Source organism: Arcicella lustrica (genome assembly GCF_034930985.1).
In the GTDB taxonomy this organism is placed as follows: Bacteria; Bacteroidota; Bacteroidia; order Cytophagales; family Spirosomataceae; genus Arcicella; species Arcicella lustrica.
In genome coordinates this window covers 493,332-508,900 of record NZ_JAYGIM010000001.1, presented here as the reverse complement: position 1 = coordinate 508,900, position 15,569 = coordinate 493,332, and the positions used below count along the sequence as shown (strand labels likewise).

The following is a 15,569-nucleotide window of genomic DNA, read 5'->3' as shown; positions in this document are numbered from 1 at the left end:
TTCAAAAATTCTTGCTTCTTGTCTCTTGCATCTTGTATCTCAGCGTAAGCCCAACATTTTAATCGCATTTTCTTTCAAAATCAAAGGCTTAACTTCTTCTTTAAAACCTGCTTCATCGAAATCTTTCATCCATCTTTCGGGCGTAATCAAAGGGAAATCCGTTCCAAAAAGCATTCTGTCTTTCAGCATCGTATTGGCATATTGTATCAATTGTTTCGGAAAATACTTCGGCGACCAGCCACTTAAATCAATATATACATTAGGTTTGTGCATGGCTACCGAAAGAGCTTCATCTTGCCAAGGCCAACTTGGATGTGCAATAATGATAGGACAATCTGGAAAATCAATCGCCACATCATCCAAGTGTATCGGGTTTGAGTACTCCAAACGAAGTCCACCACCACCACGCACACCACTGCCAAAACCCGAATGACCCGAATGAAAAAGCATAGGTAATTTATACTCAGCAATTACTTCGTATAAATGATACGCCATTTTATCTTGCGGATAAAAACCTTGAACTGTGGGGTGAAATTTAAAACCTTTTACGCCATAATTTTCTATTAAATCACGTGCTTCTCTTGCTCCCATTCGCCCTTTGTGTGGGTCAATACTGGCGAAGGCAATCATCACATCGTCGTTTTTTAATGCTCCTTCGGCTACTTCGATATTGGGAATGCGTTTCTTCCCAATTTCAAATTCGGCATCTATCGTAAACATGACCAAAGCCATATTATGTTCTCGATAATAATCGGCCGTTTCCTGAATTGTTGGTCGTTTGCTAGATTTGAAGTACTTCGCAAAAGCCTCGTCAAACTCCGAACGATAATCGTCGTGCGGTTGGCAGCAAGATACTTCTGCATGTGTGTGTACATCTATAGCAATTACTTTGTTTATATCTATCATATTTTCAAAGTATTATCATTTTTATCTTAAAAATTTCTCATTTATACTTTACCTCTGTAAGAAGTATCAATCACTAAGTCTCCATTGGCGACTCTACTTACACAAGCACACATTTTTTTGTTTTGCTGTTTTTGTTTTTCGCTAAAAAAGAAATCTCGATGGTCAATAGCACCTGTACATTCTAAAATATTTACTTGGCATAAACCGCATTCTCCTTTTTGACAATCATACATAACATCAATACCAGCTTCTTCGAGTGCTTTTAGCATTGTTTGATTTTCTGTTACTTCAATTTCACGGTTAAAGCGTGGCAACTTTACTTTGAATGCTTGAGGAGCAAAAAGCCCTGACGCACCAAAGGTTTCGTACCTCAAATTAGTATTTTCAAAAGGACTCTTTTCCCATACTTTCCGAATGGCATTCATAAAACCCAATGGACCACATAAGTAAACGCTAGTATTTTTATTAGTTAATTCAAAGATTCTATTTACATCATACAATCCATCAGTATCGCTAAAATGAAGATGCAAATTATTTCCTAAAACTGCTTTTAATCTGTCTATATAAGGCATTTCGGCTGGATTTACTCCTACATAAATCATATTCACCGTTGCATGACCTTTCTTTTTAATTTCTTCTGCCATTCCGACGAGTGGCGTAATTCCGATGCCTCCTGCAATTAATAAATAGTCGCTTACTCCATAACTCAATTCAAAATGATTGGAAGGCTGTGAGATTTTAATTTGGTTATCCACTTCCAATGTCCACATATATTTAGAACCTCCTCTACTGGCTTCCAATCTTTTTACGGCAATGATATATACACCGTCGGTCGGCTGCGTGCCAATAAGTGAATAACTTCTTATTTCGGGTTTATCATTGATTATGACAGAAACATCAATGTGCGAACCCACCGTAAATGATAATGCGCCATCAATGGGTTTCAACGTAATTTGCCTTACATTGTTCGCTTTATCTTCAATAGCTGACACTTTAGCATCTATCCAGTTATTTCTAAACCTCATCGAATTTATTGATTTTTTTGTTGTTCAGCTTCTACCATTTTGTCGGTGATTCTCCTTGACCACATCGCCCCAGCATCAATATTCAAATTATAAAACTCACGATTGGGGTTTTCGTTAATGGCAATTTGTTGTGCTTCGAGTATGAGTTCATCTTGAAAAAAGATTCTCGAAACACCATCTCTTAATTCTGTAGTATTACTTTGGTCTTTTATATTATAATTTCTGCTAAAAGCCCAAAAATACATACAAGTTTGGCTGGTCATTGGCGTAATAGTATTCAACACATAGCCATTTACTCCTTGCGAACGATCACCTTCCGGAGCACCCGTACCCGCAAGAGCGACACCAACATCTATCGTAACTGTACAAGGAGCTTGAAAATTGATAATTTGCCATCTATCTACTTTTTCATCCGTTTTGATTTTCTTGTTAAGCTGACTTTTCCAAAATGGTGGCGGGTCAATACCAAGCATCCATCTTGAAACAGTAGCCGTATTTTCATCGTGAAAAACATCAAAAGGAGCTTCCGTTACATGTTCGTCACCAATACTTTCTGAATGCACAAAGGTTTCGTGCGTTAAATCCATCAAGTTATCAACCACCAAACGATAGTTACATTTTACTTCAATCATTTTGCCATCGCCCGCCCAATCTGGGTCATCGTTCCAATGCAAATCAGGAATTTTGGCGACATCAGCAAGTGCAGGATTGCCCATCCATACCCAAACGTATCTATATTTTTGAACTACAGGATAGGCTCTTACGCAAGCAGAAGGATTAATCGTTTCTTGCGAAGGCATGTGTGTACAACGTCCATCGCTATTGTATTCCAAGCCATGATAACCACAGATGACGGTATCATTTTTCAGTTTTCCTTTTGATAATGGTAATAACCTATGCCAACAAGCATCTTCTAAAGCAACGGGAGTTCCATCTTTTTTCCTATATAATAAAATAGGCTTATTACATACTTTACGATGCAATAAGATATTTTTTACTTCAAAATCCCATGCGGCGGCATACCACGCATTCATAGGAAAAGATTCATTGATGGTGAATGATTGCATTTTGATAAAATTAAATTGGTTAATGAATGCTTTTTTAGACTATAGGCAAGTACACAAAACTTAAAAAATAAAAGCTTACAGCCTAAAGCATATAGTCAAATGCCTCCTACTCTACAAACCCAGCTTTCGCCTTATTCCCTGTTTTTACCCAAGTACGCAATTCGTCAAAGGCTTTTCCAGTTTGTTTTGGTGTAAAGTTGCAATGTCCTTGTCCGTTGGTGTATTTTACCGTAAAGTACTGGTCCTTATGTTGTTGATGAACCATGTTTTCAAAATTCACAACGCCATAAGTAGCCGGAATCAATTGGTCGTAAACGGTGTGCATCAAAACCGTCGGAACATTAATATTTCCTGAGCGGTCGTATTTTGAAAAAATCACATCAGGATTTGCCGTTGCTGGCAAACGTTCTGCTTTTTGATTGACCAATAAATTATCTGGAAAACCGCTGTACAAAGTATTCGTATTATCGAATGGATTCCCTTGTGCTTTTTGTGCGACATCTCTCAACACATTTTCATTGAAAAATAAAGAGAAAGGTAAATCGTCTAATTTCAAATCAAAACGTTTAGCGAAAGCCACCGCTAAAGCCGAGTCTTTTGCAATAATTGCCTTTTTGATACCCATTACTTTAGCCATCATTCGGTTCGGAGCTTGAGCCTGATAGGGTTTTGAAAGGTCGAATATTTCTGAAAGCGAAGCAACTACATTTGGGAATAAACCATTGAAAGTAGCGTACATATCAAATTCTTTTCTGCACTGTAAATACGGGCGACTTGACAGCGGACAAAGTGGCAATGCTCCATTGTAATTTTTACCAAGATTTTCAATGGTAGCCAAAGTAATGCCTCCACCCATCGAATGACCGACCATAAAAGTTGAATCTGGTTGACCATATTTTGAAACAAAGTACTGACGAAGAGCTTCTGTATCATCAACTCCTTGTGGCAACGCAAAACCTTGATACTGATAGTCGGAAGCAGCTATGGCAAAACCTCTTTCTAAAAAAGGCTGCATTCGGGTTAAAAACTCTGGGTTTTGACTCTGAAAAGGTCGTGTCCTCATAAATTCATAGCCATGAGCATACATGACCAATTTTCCTTTCCAATTTTGAGGAAAAAGAATTCTATATTTCGCCTGATTCACTACACCAGAATCAATTTTGGCAATATTTTGTGCCATTGCAAAATGAGCAATGAAGAGAAGGAAGAGTATTTTTTTCATGTTATTTTAGCTGTGAGCTTTAAGCTGTGAGCAATGAGCTTTGAGATTTATTTTTAGCTATGAGCTGTGAGCAATGAGCCTTGAGCTTCTGGTTTTAGATTTTCAGTAATGAGATTTTTGACTGTAAGCCATGAGCCTAAGTTTTTTAGTTTTAGTAGCCATAAGTATTTACTTCAGTTTTAAAGCTCACGGCTCAAAGCTTATAGCTAAAAAACCTATTTCGCCGCCATACGAATTGCACCATCCAATCGGATAACTTCACCGTTTAGCATTTGATTTTCAATAATATGTTTTGCCAGAGACGCAAATTCTTCGGGTCTGCCTAATCTGGAAGGAAAAGGTACTTGTTGCCCCAAAGAAGTCCGAATATCTTCGGGCAAACCAGCCAATAATGGCGTTTCAAAAGTTCCCGGAGCGATTGTCATTACTCTGATACCAAAGCGAGCTAACTCACGAGCAATCGGTAAAGTCATGGCAACAATGCCACCTTTTGAAGCAGAATATCCAGCCTGACCGATTTGTCCATCAAAAGCCGCAACCGAAGCTGTTGAAATAATGATACCTCTTTCGCCACTTTCTTCGGTTGGATTATTCTGCAAAACAGCCGAAGCCAATCGAATGACATTGAAAGTACCGATGAGATTTATCGTAATCGTTCTGGTGAAATTGGCTAAAGAATGTGGTCCATTTTTACCAATTACTCTTTCGCCCGGTCCGATACCTGCGCAAGAAATAGCACCATGCAAAGCACCAAAAGTACTGATAGCGGTGTCGATAACATTTTGCACACTCGCTTCGTCAGCTACATCTGCTTGAACGAAACGAGCATTTTTGCCTAAAGTATTTTCAGCCTCTTCACCAGCTTTGGCATTGATGTCGAGCAAAACGGCATTTCCGCCATTATCAATCACCATTTTTGCCGTAGCCAAGCCCAAGCCAGAAGCTCCGCCTGTAACGATGAAAGTTTTATTTTGTATGTTCATGTTTTTAGAAAACTATACCGTTGAACAAATTTTATCATAATAAAACCTCATCCCCCAGCCCCTTCTCCTGTTGAGAAGGGGAGTAAATCTTTTTATTTAAAGCCCCATCTCAGCAGGAGAGGGGGTTGGGGGTGAGGTTTTAATTTATTCAAATAACCTCTTAACAATCTCTGCTCGATGTTTCAAAACCGCTCTTTGGTTTAGCGAACCTTTGTCAGTAATTTCGCCTATTTCTATCGACGGTGCTTCAATGGCTACCACAGCTTTTTCGATTCGAGTAGAACTTCCTGTAGCTGTTTTGTTGAGTTTGATTAACAATTCATCAACAAATTCTTTTATTTTTTCATGTTGAAAAGCTTCTTCGTTGCTTAACTCTTCGCCAATCAAGCTTCTACAAACATCTGCATTCAGAAATAAAATAATGCCGATATACTCTTTATCCAAACCTGCAATCACCACATCTTGCACCACAGGCGAGCCCGTTGAAACTATTTTCGATTTCAAAACGCCCACATTTACCCAAGTACCTGTTGAAAGTTTAAAATCTTCGGCAATTCTGCCATCGAAAATCAAGCCTTTATCTGGACAATTTTCATCTACAAATTTTACAGCGTCACCAGTTTTATAAAACCCTTCTTCGTCAAATGCTTTTTGGGTCGCTTCTGGATTTCTCCAATAACCTTTTGTTACGTTGGGTGCTTTGTAACGTACTTCCATTTTATCGCCGTCTGCGACCAATTTTACTGCCAAACCTGCAATCGGAACACCCAATAAACCCGAATAACTACCGCCCCAATTAGCGAAAAGAGCAGAAGGCCCCGATTCTGTACAACCCAAACCCGTAATAATGGGTATTTTTTCGCCAAGCGTTTCGATAGATAATGCTTCCATTTTGTTCCAAACAGGTTGAGCCAAACTTGCTCCTGCATAAAAACAAATATTTAATTTTTGAAAGAAAGTACTTCTTAAAGTTGGCTCTTTTTCAAAATAAGGAATCAACATTTCAAAACCTTTGGGAACGTTGAAGTAAGCCGTTGGCGAAATTTCTCGTAGATTTTGTACCGTAATTTCTATGCCTTTAGGCGTAGGTTTGCCGTCGTCGATATAAAGCGTACCGCCATTATAGAGGATTAAACCAAAATTATGATTGCTCCCAAAAGTATGATTCCACGGTAGCCAGTCGATAAAAACAGGGGCTTCTTCTTGAAAAAAAGGAAATGCTTGTGTGATTTGCTGCAAATTCGCACAAAGCATTTGTTGCGTGTTGATGACGCCTTTGGGTAAACCCGTTGAACCAGAAGTAAACAATATTTTGGCAACTGAATCTTTATGGACTTTATCAAAAGCCACATCTACTTCGTGGCTTGCAGGAGTGTTGAGTAATACAGAAAAATCAATTTCAGAACTTGCTTCTACCGAAACAAGCTGAGTATTGGGAAATAAGTTTTTTGATAAGGCTAAAGCTTTTTCAAACGTTTTTCCATTTTGTGCAAAAACTAATCTGGGGTTCATCAATTCTAAGCAATGTTGTAATTTGCCTAAATCGTTTGAAACCAAAGAGTATGCAGGAGAAATTGGCGTATAAGGAATGCCAATGTGCATGGCAGCCAAAGCCAATAAAGCGTGTTCAATACTGTTTTCAGATAAAATCACAATGGTTTCATCTGCTGAAAAATTGAGCTTCAACAAGTATTGAGCAATAGATTTTACTTGGTTCAGCGTAGCCGAATATGTTAGTTTTACCCACTTATTTTGTGCGTTTCTTCTTGCGATAAAAACTTCATCGGGTTTATTTTCAGCCCAATGCACTAATTTTTGAGTAATTTTTTCTGGAAATTCCTCTAATGCTTGTTCCAAATTCAGCAGAATAGAACCATCTTCTCGAATAGTCTTTTTTGTCGCTGTTGGTCCAAAATGGATGTTTTTAAACATGTTGATTAGATATGAATTTTGAATTAATAATTATGAGATTTTTTTAGATTGATGAATGAATTGTGAATAAAAGATGATTTGATAGATTAGACAACTTTTTAAATTTGTCTAATCTGAGAAACTTAACACATCTAATAATTCATAATTCAAATCTCATATCTAATCCTCACCTACCTTTTTCGCTCTTCCTTCCAGAAAATCGCCCAAACGTTTTTTGGCTTCTGGCGAAGAAGCGGCAATCGTCGAAATCAAAGATTCCATCATCAAACCCTCCGAAGCACCAGAATCCACAATTCTTGGCAACACGTGCATCAAAGCATAATTGGTCATTTCGGCATTCAATGAAATCTTTTTTGCCAATTCAATTCCCTTTTCTAAACCTTTGTTTTCAGAAACCAAGTATTGTGAAAAACCCATCAAAATTCCTTCTTCGGCAGAAATTACTCTTCCCGTAAACATCATATCAGCCATGCGAGCCGCACCAATCAATTTGGGTAAACGCACCGACGCACCACCACCGACAAAAATTCCTCGCTGTCCTTCGGGTAAAGCGTAAAAAGTACTTTGTTCAGCCACTCGAATATGACAAGCCGAAGCAATTTCCAAACCTCCACCCACGCAAGCACCATGAATGACCGCTACCACTGGCACAGTACCAAATTGGATTTTTTCTAAAGCACGATGCCACATTCTTGAATGCTGTAAACCTTCTACGATGTCTCTTTCACGCAATTCCGAAAGGTCTAAACCAGCACTAAAATGTTGTCCTTCTCCATAAAGTACTGCACATTTCACGCCTTTGGGAATGGTAGAAAAGACAGTTTCCAAACCCAAAATGAGTTCGTCATTAATGGCATTTCGCTTTTTCGGGCGATTGATTTTTACTAAAAGTATTTCATCTTGCTGTTCAACAATCAGCGATTCAGGGATATTCATGTTTTATTGAGTGAATGAGTGAGTTAGTGATTTATTTAGTTGTGAATTAGTGAATTGTGAATTAATGATTTTTTATTTTTTTTAAAATCATTCACTCATTCACAATTCACTCAATCACAATTAAAGTACCTTCCAAACCTGTATGCTTACGCTATCAGGGTTTCGGATGCCTTTACAGATAAAAATGGCGTTGTTCATCCATTCGTATTTGCCAGCAGGAGCATCGAATTTTGGTACTGCCCTGAAATAATAATCGTTTGGAGAAACACTTTCGCCTTTGGCAATTTTTGCAGCAATTTCAGGGGTTGCTACTCGTAAACCTGTGTTTTTGATATAAATCGTTACGCCATCTTCTGTTTGGATTTGGTAATGTGCTTCCAATTCGGCAACACCATCTTTTCTTACAATTTGCCAGTCGGCACCGCCGTCTAAAATTTTACCCTTGATACTTGGACCTTCAAAAGTTCCTCCAGCAATCGGGATAATTCTGCGTAAACCATGAGGTGTTTCACCAACAACGATAGCTGGTTTTAATAATACTTTTAGCTCGCAAACAAAAGCTAAACCCGGTGCTTCGGGCTGATTGTCCTGAGCAAAAGCATTAAGATTCAAAAAAGTTATTAGAAGTGATGAAAAGATAGCTTTGTACATCTTGTTTAAATTGACATTCATAGTTTTTTAGCGAATTATCAATCAAAAATCTAAAATATACTTCGTTTAGTCCAATATTTATTTTTAATATTGTCATAAGAAAAACTTATTGGAAATGGAATTAAGACAATTAAAGTACTTTGTAGCAGTGGCGGAGGAATTACATTTTGGACGAGCATCGGAAAAATTACATGTTTCTCAGCCTGCTTTGAGTCAGCAAGTACAATTATTAGAGGACGAAATTGGCGTAGATTTATTCATAAAAGTACAGCGAACGCAGTTTAGAAGAGTTGCTTTGACAGAAGCAGGCAACGCTTTTCTGAACGAAGCAAAAAATATTTTAGAAAGTAGTAACAAGGCAATTGAAACTGCCAGACGAGTAGGAAAACAACAAAAAGAAATTACTTTGGGCATTTACAGAATGATGATTCGTACTCGTGTGGTAGAAATCATGAAAGTATTTGCTATCAATTTTCCAGAAATAGAAGTAAAACTGGTGGAACTTCCAACATTTTTGGCGGTTCAAGATGCTTTGAACAATGAAAGTATAGATTTGGGCATTACGCTTTTGCCTTTGAAGCATAACAATTTAGTAGAGACGCCTTTTAAAACGGGTTATTTAAAAGTAATGCTTTCAGAAAATCATCCATTGGCACAAGCAGAAAACCTTCGTTTGGCACAGTTGAAAAATGAAAAATGGATTGAAATCAATAAATCTTTACACACGGTTTTTGAAGATATTGAGCAAATGTGCAGAAAAGCAGGTTTTAGTCGGGAATCATTTATTGTACAAGAAGTATCGTCGATTGAATTGTTGGGCGGTTTGGTAAGTTTGGGCGTAGGCATTGCTTTTGTGCCTTCATTTTATGATGCTTCACGAGTACAAGGCGTAGTTTGTAAAGCCTTGGTCAATGCCGACGGCTCGCCATTTTTAGAAGTAGCCATTGCCCAAGCAATGTGTTATAAAGCTAGTAAAGTTTCGCCAACTGTTCAAGCTTTGACTGCTTTGGTGAAGGATTTATAAATTCCGAAATCAATTTCTTTTTCTACACCTCTTCTTCTCAATCCTAAAACCTTAATAATAATTTCTTAATCTCAGCTTTTTATCGTGTCAATTCAGCGCATTGTCGTAATTTTGTATGTATTTTTTGTACAAAATAGTTGATTCGTCAGTTTTTAATCAACTACAACAAGATGACTGAACAATTTCCGATTGTTGATGTCTATATCCAGCAATAATAATTACAATAATGCTAAACGTATCAAATGTATCACTCCGTTTTGGTAAACGGGTACTTTTTGAAGAAGTAAATATCAAATTTGTAGAAGGTAACTGCTATGGTCTCATCGGAGCCAACGGTGCTGGGAAATCTACTTTTTTAAAGATTCTATCTGGAGAAATCGAATCTCAAACAGGTTCAGTAACGATGAATCCCGGAGAACGTATGTCAATGTTAAAACAGAACCATTTTGAATATGAAGAAGTACCTGTTTTACAAGCGGTTATCATGGGAAATAAGCGTCTTTATGATATTATGGTTGAAAAAGATGCCATTTATTTGAAGGAAGATTTTACAGAAGAAGATGGAAACCGTGCTGCTGACCTTGAAGCGGAATTTGCTGAAATGAATGGTTGGGAAGCAGAATCGGAAGCAGGACAATTGCTAAGTGGTTTGGGCATCAAAGAAGATTTGCATTATACTTTATTAAAAGACGTTTCGGGTTCTGAAAAAGTGAAAGTACTTTTGGCTCAAGCTTTGTTTGGTTCACCAGATATTTTATTATTAGATGAACCTACCAACAACTTAGACATTGAGTCTATCCTTTGGTTAGAAAACTTCTTGACGAACTTCAAAAATACCGTAATTGTTGTTTCTCACGACCGTCACTTCCTTGACAACGTTTGTACGCATATTGCCGATTTAGACTTCGGAAAAATTCAATTGTATGGTGGTACTTATACTTTCTGGTACGAATCATCACAATTAGCAGCTCGCCAACGTGCTGACCAAAACAAGAAAACGGACGAAAAACGTAAAGAATTAGAAGAATTTATTCGTCGTTTCTCTGCCAACGTAGCGAAGTCAAAACAAGCTACTTCTCGTCAGAAAATGTTGGATAAATTACAAGTTGAAGATATTAAGCCATCATCAAGACGTTATCCGTTTATCAACTTTAAGCCAGAACGTGAAGCAGGTGACCAATTATTATCAGTTGAAGGCTTATCAGTAAAAAATCCTGAAGGCGGTTACTTATTCAAAGACGTATCATTTACTTTAACAAAAGGCGATAAATTAGCAGTACTTTCTCGTGATTCTTTGGCTGTAAGTGCTTTGTTCGATGTTTTAATGGGCGAACGTACTGCCGATGAAGGGACATATAAATGGGGAGTAACTACAACCCAATCTTATTTACCTAACGACAATGCCAAGTATTTTGAAGATAGTTCTTTGAATTTAGTAGATTGGTTACGTCAATATTCTACAGAAAAAGATGAATCATTTATTCGTGGATTCTTGGGAAGAATGTTATTCTCAGGCGATGAAGCTTTGAAAAAATGTACAGTAATTTCTGGGGGTGAAAAACAACGTTGTATGTTCTCAAGAATGATGCTTTCGGGCGCTAATGTTGCCATTTTTGATGAACCAACCAACCACTTAGACTTAGAATCAATTACCGCTTTGAACAACGGGATGGTTGATTTTACAGGAACTATTTTATTTACTTGTCATGACCACCAACTTACTCAGACAGTAGCCAACCGTATCCTTGAACTTGGTTCAAAAGGCTATTTAGACAAGTTGATGAACTTTGATGACTATATCACTGATGCAAAAGTAAAAGAGCAGAAAGAGAAAATATATTAATTGATGTCGGATTTCGGTTATCGGATTTCGGCAATTACAAATCAGTAGATTTGGGGTTCAAATCCCTACGAGACCACAACTAAAAAGGCTTTTTGTAATATGTAGAATACCTCACTTACCGAAGTAAGTGAGGTATTTTTTACTTAATTTCTTATTCCTTCTAAATCAGTAAAAAAAATCTATTTTTAAACTATTAAAAATCAGAAGCTTACAAAAAAGTTTAAATTTTTCTACTTTTTTGTTTTGGATTAGAAAAATAACCTACTACCTTTGCAGTCCCAAACAACGGGAAAAAAGATTAAAATAATACGGTTTCGTAGCTCAATTGGATAGAGCACCTGACTACGGATCAGGAGGTTTGGGGTTCGAATCCCTACGAGACCACTCCCAAAAGCCTTTTTGCAATATGCAGAAAGGCTTTTTTTGTTTTCTCCTAAAATCTCTACAGAACATATACTCCCTCACATCTCAAAATAAATCCAACGATAATAGTAACCAAACCAGCTTTCGTGGAGATTCTCAGTAAGTTATTCACAAAACTAAATAGCGTTTTTTCTGTGTTGAAAATACACATACCGCATTCCAATCTATTTAGGCTTGGAAGTCCTCATTTCCAAAAAAGATTCCCAAATTAAAATCAATATCTATATGCTTACTAAATCTGTACACATCGCTTTATGCATTGTTTTACTTATTTCAATTTCATGTACCACAAAGCTTGTTGAAGAAATTACTCCTACTCAGAATATCGCTGGAACATGGAAATTTCAAAGTGCTAATGGCGCTGCAACTGTTGGTGGCAAAACAATAGATTTAACCGATGATTTATCAATCAGCGCCAATGGAGCTACTCAGCATATCACAAGAATAAGCACTTGGGTTTTTAGAGAAGGTGGCACGGGTACAATGGATGGCGTAAATTTTACTTATATGGTATCTGGAAAATCTCTCATAATTAGTAAGAATACTGAAAAATACATGCAATTAAGTGTTACATTAAAAGATGGGATATTAGAAATTAGTGAAGATGAAAATGGCTTGAAAACAATCATTGATGAGTTTAATAAATTACTTACAACTGATAAAATCACAAAATACTCCCGAACCCTACAGTACAAATCTCTACAGAGTATTCTAAGTACAAACGGAACGCCAGATTGTTTGCTTAAAACCTACACGAATATCAATGAATCTACTGTAAACGAATATACTCATACTTACAGTGATGAACATACACTGGCTGAATTGAATGTTAAAACCTTACGATTATCAGATAGTGCTGTATTTAATGTAAAATATACTTATTTGGAAAATAAGGCTAACCTTGGCTCTGATATAAAGCCTTATGTAACCATTCTTAGAAATAGCCAGCATTATTCTAAAGTATATTGTGATAAAAATGGAAGAGTAAATAAAAGAGAATATTATTATTCTGGACAGGATAATTTCCCTAGTGAGGTTGATAATGAGACTTATGATACGAATGGAAATAACATTAAAACCACTAAGTTTTTTTATGACGCTACTAATGGAGAGAAATTTGAGAGCCGTTTTACCATTTATGAAGCAGAGTACCTCAATGGAAATTACATTAAACTCTTTTATACCGACGAAAGTACAAGTAGGTATTTAATCAATGAATTCACAACTTGGACATTCAATGCAATCAAGACAAAGGTCGTCTATCCATTTAATTATGGTAACCTTAGCTTTGGAGCAAATAATAAAAATCATCGAACAAAACTAATTTATTATGACCCATTAGGAACAGTAAGTACACAATCCGCAGTTGTTTATACTTTTGATAGCAAAGGCTATATTTTATCTAGCGAAGAGACTTTTACTGGGAGTAGTATAAAACGACGAAATATTGATTATGTTTATCAATGCAAATAACCATCAAATTAAAAGCCTTGTTAATACCAATAGCAAGGCTTTTTCATTTCCAAATATCATAAGCAAACCTTGCAATTACACCCGTTACAACAATTAGAAAAAAGATTCTTACAAAAGAGCTACCTTTTAATAAAGCCAATTTAGTGCCTATTACTGAACCGATAATATTAGCAATACCTAAAGGAATGGCGACCTCAAAAAGTACATCACCAGATGACATAAAGAAAATGATGGCTGGAATATTAGAAGCACAATTTAATATTTTGGCATAAGCTGAGGCATGAAGAAAATCTAAACCAAAAATTGATACAAAGGCAAAGATTAAAAAACTTCCCATACCGGGTCCAAAAAATCCATCATAAAAACCTAAAATAGCCCCAGTCAACAATCCACCAACTAAAAACTTTTTACCGATGTATTTGGGTGTATGGTTTGTCCCTAAATCTTTTTTCAAAAAGGTATAAATTAGCACCAAGACTAATAATACTAGAATAATAGGTTTTAACACATTTTTATCCAAAGAAGTAACCAACCTCGCTCCCATCAAAGCAAATAATCCTGTGGCAATAATAGACGGAACCATTACCTTCCAATCTACTTTTACTTGTCGGATATATTGTGAAGCCGCTACCAAAGTGCCAGAAACCGATGCTAATTTATGCGTACCAATAATGGTAGGAATAGCATATTGTGGAAGAAAAATCAACAAAGCAGGTAATTGGATCAAACCTCCTCCGCCAACAATGGCGTCTATAAAACCAGCTAAAAAAGCAAAACAAGAAAGTAATAATAAAGTTTGAAGTGTAATATCGTGTATGGGCATTTATTAGGGTTTTGGTTTTTCATATTGTTGCCAGACAAATCTGTCATCAATATTAAGCATCTCTATTTCGAATGTCTTCAATATGGTCTATCAAATCATATCCTAATTTAGGAATATATTCTCCAAGTATTCTATTCAGTTTTTTAATATCTTCTGGTTCAGCATTGGTCAATTCAAGATAATTATCAATTAAATGTGCAAGTACCACTTGCTCCAAAGTATCTAAAAACTTACTCTTATTAATAGGATTTTTAGGAATGAGTGCCTCAAATTTACTAAAGAACGCTCTAAAATCAGCTTTTTCTTCTTCCGTCTCTGGAGTATTTCTTAGGTTGGTTTGTCTCGCTATTTCAGCTTCTATATTGTAGTTTTTTTCAACAAATAAAATGAAATATTGTTCAAAGTCAAAGTCTTCATCTTGTAATACAGCAAGTACTTCTTCCTCTTTAGGACCATACCCACCCAAAGATTTTCTGATTTGTTGGATGTATTTTCCTTGCTCAGGGTAATGCTTTTTCAAAAAAGGGATAAACGAATGGAAGAACACACTAAAACGTCCTGATTTACCCTCTTGATGAGCTGTAATTTCAAATGAAACAAGGTTATCTCCGAATAGATTCTCAACGGTGATTTCGAAATTTGTGTAGGTAGTTTTCATGTTTGTAAAATGTTAAGGTATGTATTAAAGTATCTTGAAGATTGGTAAAACAATTAATTTTGATTTTAAGTAAGCTTTTTACTCTTTTAAGCAGATTAGCCAATACATAAATTTAAAAATAAATTCCTTATCCACACAAGCTAAATATCAAAAATAGCATTTAGCTTGTGGCAAACAGAAATCCTCCATTCTATTCCTCCCAATTCTACTTCACCTTAAAATTTTTCATCAATTTTTCCAAAACCCTTACTAATGCACTCGGAGTGACCTGTAAGACCACTCAAAGTAAACTCTAATGCACTCGGAGTACTATACAAGACCACTTTGAGTGAACTCTAATGCACTCAGAGTGCTATACAAGACCAATTTGAGTGAACTCTAGTGCACTCGGAGTGCTATAAAAGACCAATCTAAGTGAACTCTAATGCACTCAGAGTGCTATAAAAGACCAATCTAAGTGAACTCTAATGCACTCGGAGTGCTATGTAAGATCACTCCAAGCGAACTCTAATGCACTCAGAGTGCATATAAAGGAACTTCCCTAACATCCTGAAACCTCTAATCTTTTAGTCTTTCATCTTAGGTCTTGCTTCCTAAAATCTT

The 15,569-nt window shown here is 36.5% G+C and carries 13 protein-coding genes and 1 tRNA gene; 4 read left to right on the top strand and 10 right to left on the bottom strand.

The features are described from left to right. Positions 1–39: 39 nt before the first annotated feature. The 8 genes from VB798_RS01990 to VB798_RS01955 all read right to left on the bottom strand — a co-directional run bounded on the left by VB798_RS01990 (position 40) and on the right by VB798_RS01955 (position 8,722). Entirely contained in the window at positions 40–906 is an 867-nt protein-coding gene (locus tag VB798_RS01990; RefSeq protein ID WP_323255416.1) for an amidohydrolase family protein, read from the bottom strand. 41 nt (positions 907–947) lie between these two features. Then, positions 948–1,931 (bottom strand): PDR/VanB family oxidoreductase, encoded by a 984-nt coding sequence (locus VB798_RS01985; protein WP_323255414.1) that lies wholly within the window; start codon positions 1,929–1,931, stop codon positions 948–950. A 5-nt stretch (positions 1,932–1,936) separates the two neighbouring features. Then, the gene (locus VB798_RS01980; RefSeq protein WP_323255412.1) at positions 1,937–2,998 is read right to left on the bottom strand and encodes an aromatic ring-hydroxylating dioxygenase subunit alpha; all 1,062 of its coding nucleotides are present in this window, start codon (positions 2,996–2,998) and stop codon (positions 1,937–1,939) included. Between the two features lie 106 nt (positions 2,999–3,104). After that, positions 3,105–4,220: an alpha/beta hydrolase family protein gene (locus VB798_RS01975; protein WP_323255410.1), complete on the bottom strand. Its 1,116-nt coding sequence runs from the start codon at positions 4,218–4,220 to the stop codon at positions 3,105–3,107. A gap of 215 nt (positions 4,221–4,435) precedes the next feature. Then, on the bottom strand, positions 4,436–5,203 hold the full coding sequence (locus VB798_RS01970) for a 3-hydroxyacyl-CoA dehydrogenase (RefSeq protein ID WP_323255407.1): 768 nt from the start codon (positions 5,201–5,203) through the stop codon (positions 4,436–4,438). 144 nt (positions 5,204–5,347) lie between these two features. Next, positions 5,348–7,135 carry a feruloyl-CoA synthase gene (locus tag VB798_RS01965; RefSeq protein WP_323255406.1) on the bottom strand — a complete coding sequence of 596 codons (1,788 nt, stop codon included), beginning with the start codon at positions 7,133–7,135 and terminating at the stop codon, positions 5,348–5,350. 159 nt (positions 7,136–7,294) lie between these two features. After that, on the bottom strand, positions 7,295–8,071 hold the full coding sequence (locus VB798_RS01960; RefSeq protein ID WP_323255404.1) for a crotonase/enoyl-CoA hydratase family protein: 777 nt from the start codon (positions 8,069–8,071) through the stop codon (positions 7,295–7,297). Between the two features lie 120 nt (positions 8,072–8,191). Then, positions 8,192–8,722, bottom strand: coding sequence for a DUF3237 domain-containing protein (locus tag VB798_RS01955; RefSeq protein ID WP_323255402.1), 531 nt, complete (start codon positions 8,720–8,722; stop codon positions 8,192–8,194). A 115-nt stretch (positions 8,723–8,837) separates the two neighbouring features. Here VB798_RS01955 and VB798_RS01950 point away from each other — a divergent pair, with 115 nt between their 5' ends. The 4 genes from VB798_RS01950 (at position 8,838) to VB798_RS01935 (ending at position 13,485) form a co-directional block, all read left to right on the top strand. Beyond that, positions 8,838–9,746, top strand: coding sequence for a LysR family transcriptional regulator (locus VB798_RS01950; RefSeq protein ID WP_323255400.1), 909 nt, complete (start codon positions 8,838–8,840; stop codon positions 9,744–9,746). 226 nt (positions 9,747–9,972) lie between these two features. Beyond that, positions 9,973–11,589 carry an ABC-F family ATP-binding cassette domain-containing protein gene (locus VB798_RS01945; protein ID WP_323255398.1) on the top strand — a complete coding sequence of 539 codons (1,617 nt, stop codon included), beginning with the start codon at positions 9,973–9,975 and terminating at the stop codon, positions 11,587–11,589. Between the two features lie 310 nt (positions 11,590–11,899). Next, a tRNA-Arg gene (locus VB798_RS01940) sits at positions 11,900–11,973 on the top strand. Positions 11,974–12,237: 264 nt separating this feature from the next. Beyond that, positions 12,238–13,485 (top strand): hypothetical protein, encoded by a 1,248-nt coding sequence (locus VB798_RS01935; RefSeq protein WP_323255396.1) that lies wholly within the window; start codon positions 12,238–12,240, stop codon positions 13,483–13,485. 43 nt (positions 13,486–13,528) lie between these two features. Here VB798_RS01935 and VB798_RS01930 read toward each other — a convergent pair whose 3' ends face one another. Both VB798_RS01930 and VB798_RS01925 read right to left on the bottom strand, forming a co-directional pair. After that, positions 13,529–14,308, bottom strand: coding sequence for a sulfite exporter TauE/SafE family protein (locus VB798_RS01930; RefSeq protein ID WP_323255394.1), 780 nt, complete (start codon positions 14,306–14,308; stop codon positions 13,529–13,531). A gap of 52 nt (positions 14,309–14,360) precedes the next feature. Beyond that, entirely contained in the window at positions 14,361–14,966 is a 606-nt protein-coding gene (locus tag VB798_RS01925) for a hypothetical protein (protein WP_323255392.1), read from the bottom strand. Positions 14,967–15,569: the final 603 nt, after the last annotated feature.

Coding starts and splice junctions, on each gene's coding strand:
- VB798_RS01990 (WP_323255416.1), bottom strand. CDS start 906: ATGATAGATATAAACAAAGTAATTGCTATAGATGTACACACACATGCA.
- VB798_RS01985 (WP_323255414.1), bottom strand. CDS start 1,931: ATGAGGTTTAGAAATAACTGGATAGATGCTAAAGTGTCAGCTATTGAA.
- VB798_RS01980 (WP_323255412.1), bottom strand. CDS start 2,998: ATGCAATCATTCACCATCAATGAATCTTTTCCTATGAATGCGTGGTAT.
- VB798_RS01975 (WP_323255410.1), bottom strand. CDS start 4,220: ATGAAAAAAATACTCTTCCTTCTCTTCATTGCTCATTTTGCAATGGCA.
- VB798_RS01970 (WP_323255407.1), bottom strand. CDS start 5,203: ATGAACATACAAAATAAAACTTTCATCGTTACAGGCGGAGCTTCTGGC.
- VB798_RS01965 (WP_323255406.1), bottom strand. CDS start 7,135: ATGTTTAAAAACATCCATTTTGGACCAACAGCGACAAAAAAGACTATT.
- VB798_RS01960 (WP_323255404.1), bottom strand. CDS start 8,071: ATGAATATCCCTGAATCGCTGATTGTTGAACAGCAAGATGAAATACTT.
- VB798_RS01955 (WP_323255402.1), bottom strand. CDS start 8,722: ATGTACAAAGCTATCTTTTCATCACTTCTAATAACTTTTTTGAATCTT.
- VB798_RS01950 (WP_323255400.1), top strand. CDS start 8,838: ATGGAATTAAGACAATTAAAGTACTTTGTAGCAGTGGCGGAGGAATTA.
- VB798_RS01945 (WP_323255398.1), top strand. CDS start 9,973: ATGCTAAACGTATCAAATGTATCACTCCGTTTTGGTAAACGGGTACTT.
- VB798_RS01935 (WP_323255396.1), top strand. CDS start 12,238: ATGCTTACTAAATCTGTACACATCGCTTTATGCATTGTTTTACTTATT.
- VB798_RS01930 (WP_323255394.1), bottom strand. CDS start 14,308: ATGCCCATACACGATATTACACTTCAAACTTTATTATTACTTTCTTGT.
- VB798_RS01925 (WP_323255392.1), bottom strand. CDS start 14,966: ATGAAAACTACCTACACAAATTTCGAAATCACCGTTGAGAATCTATTC.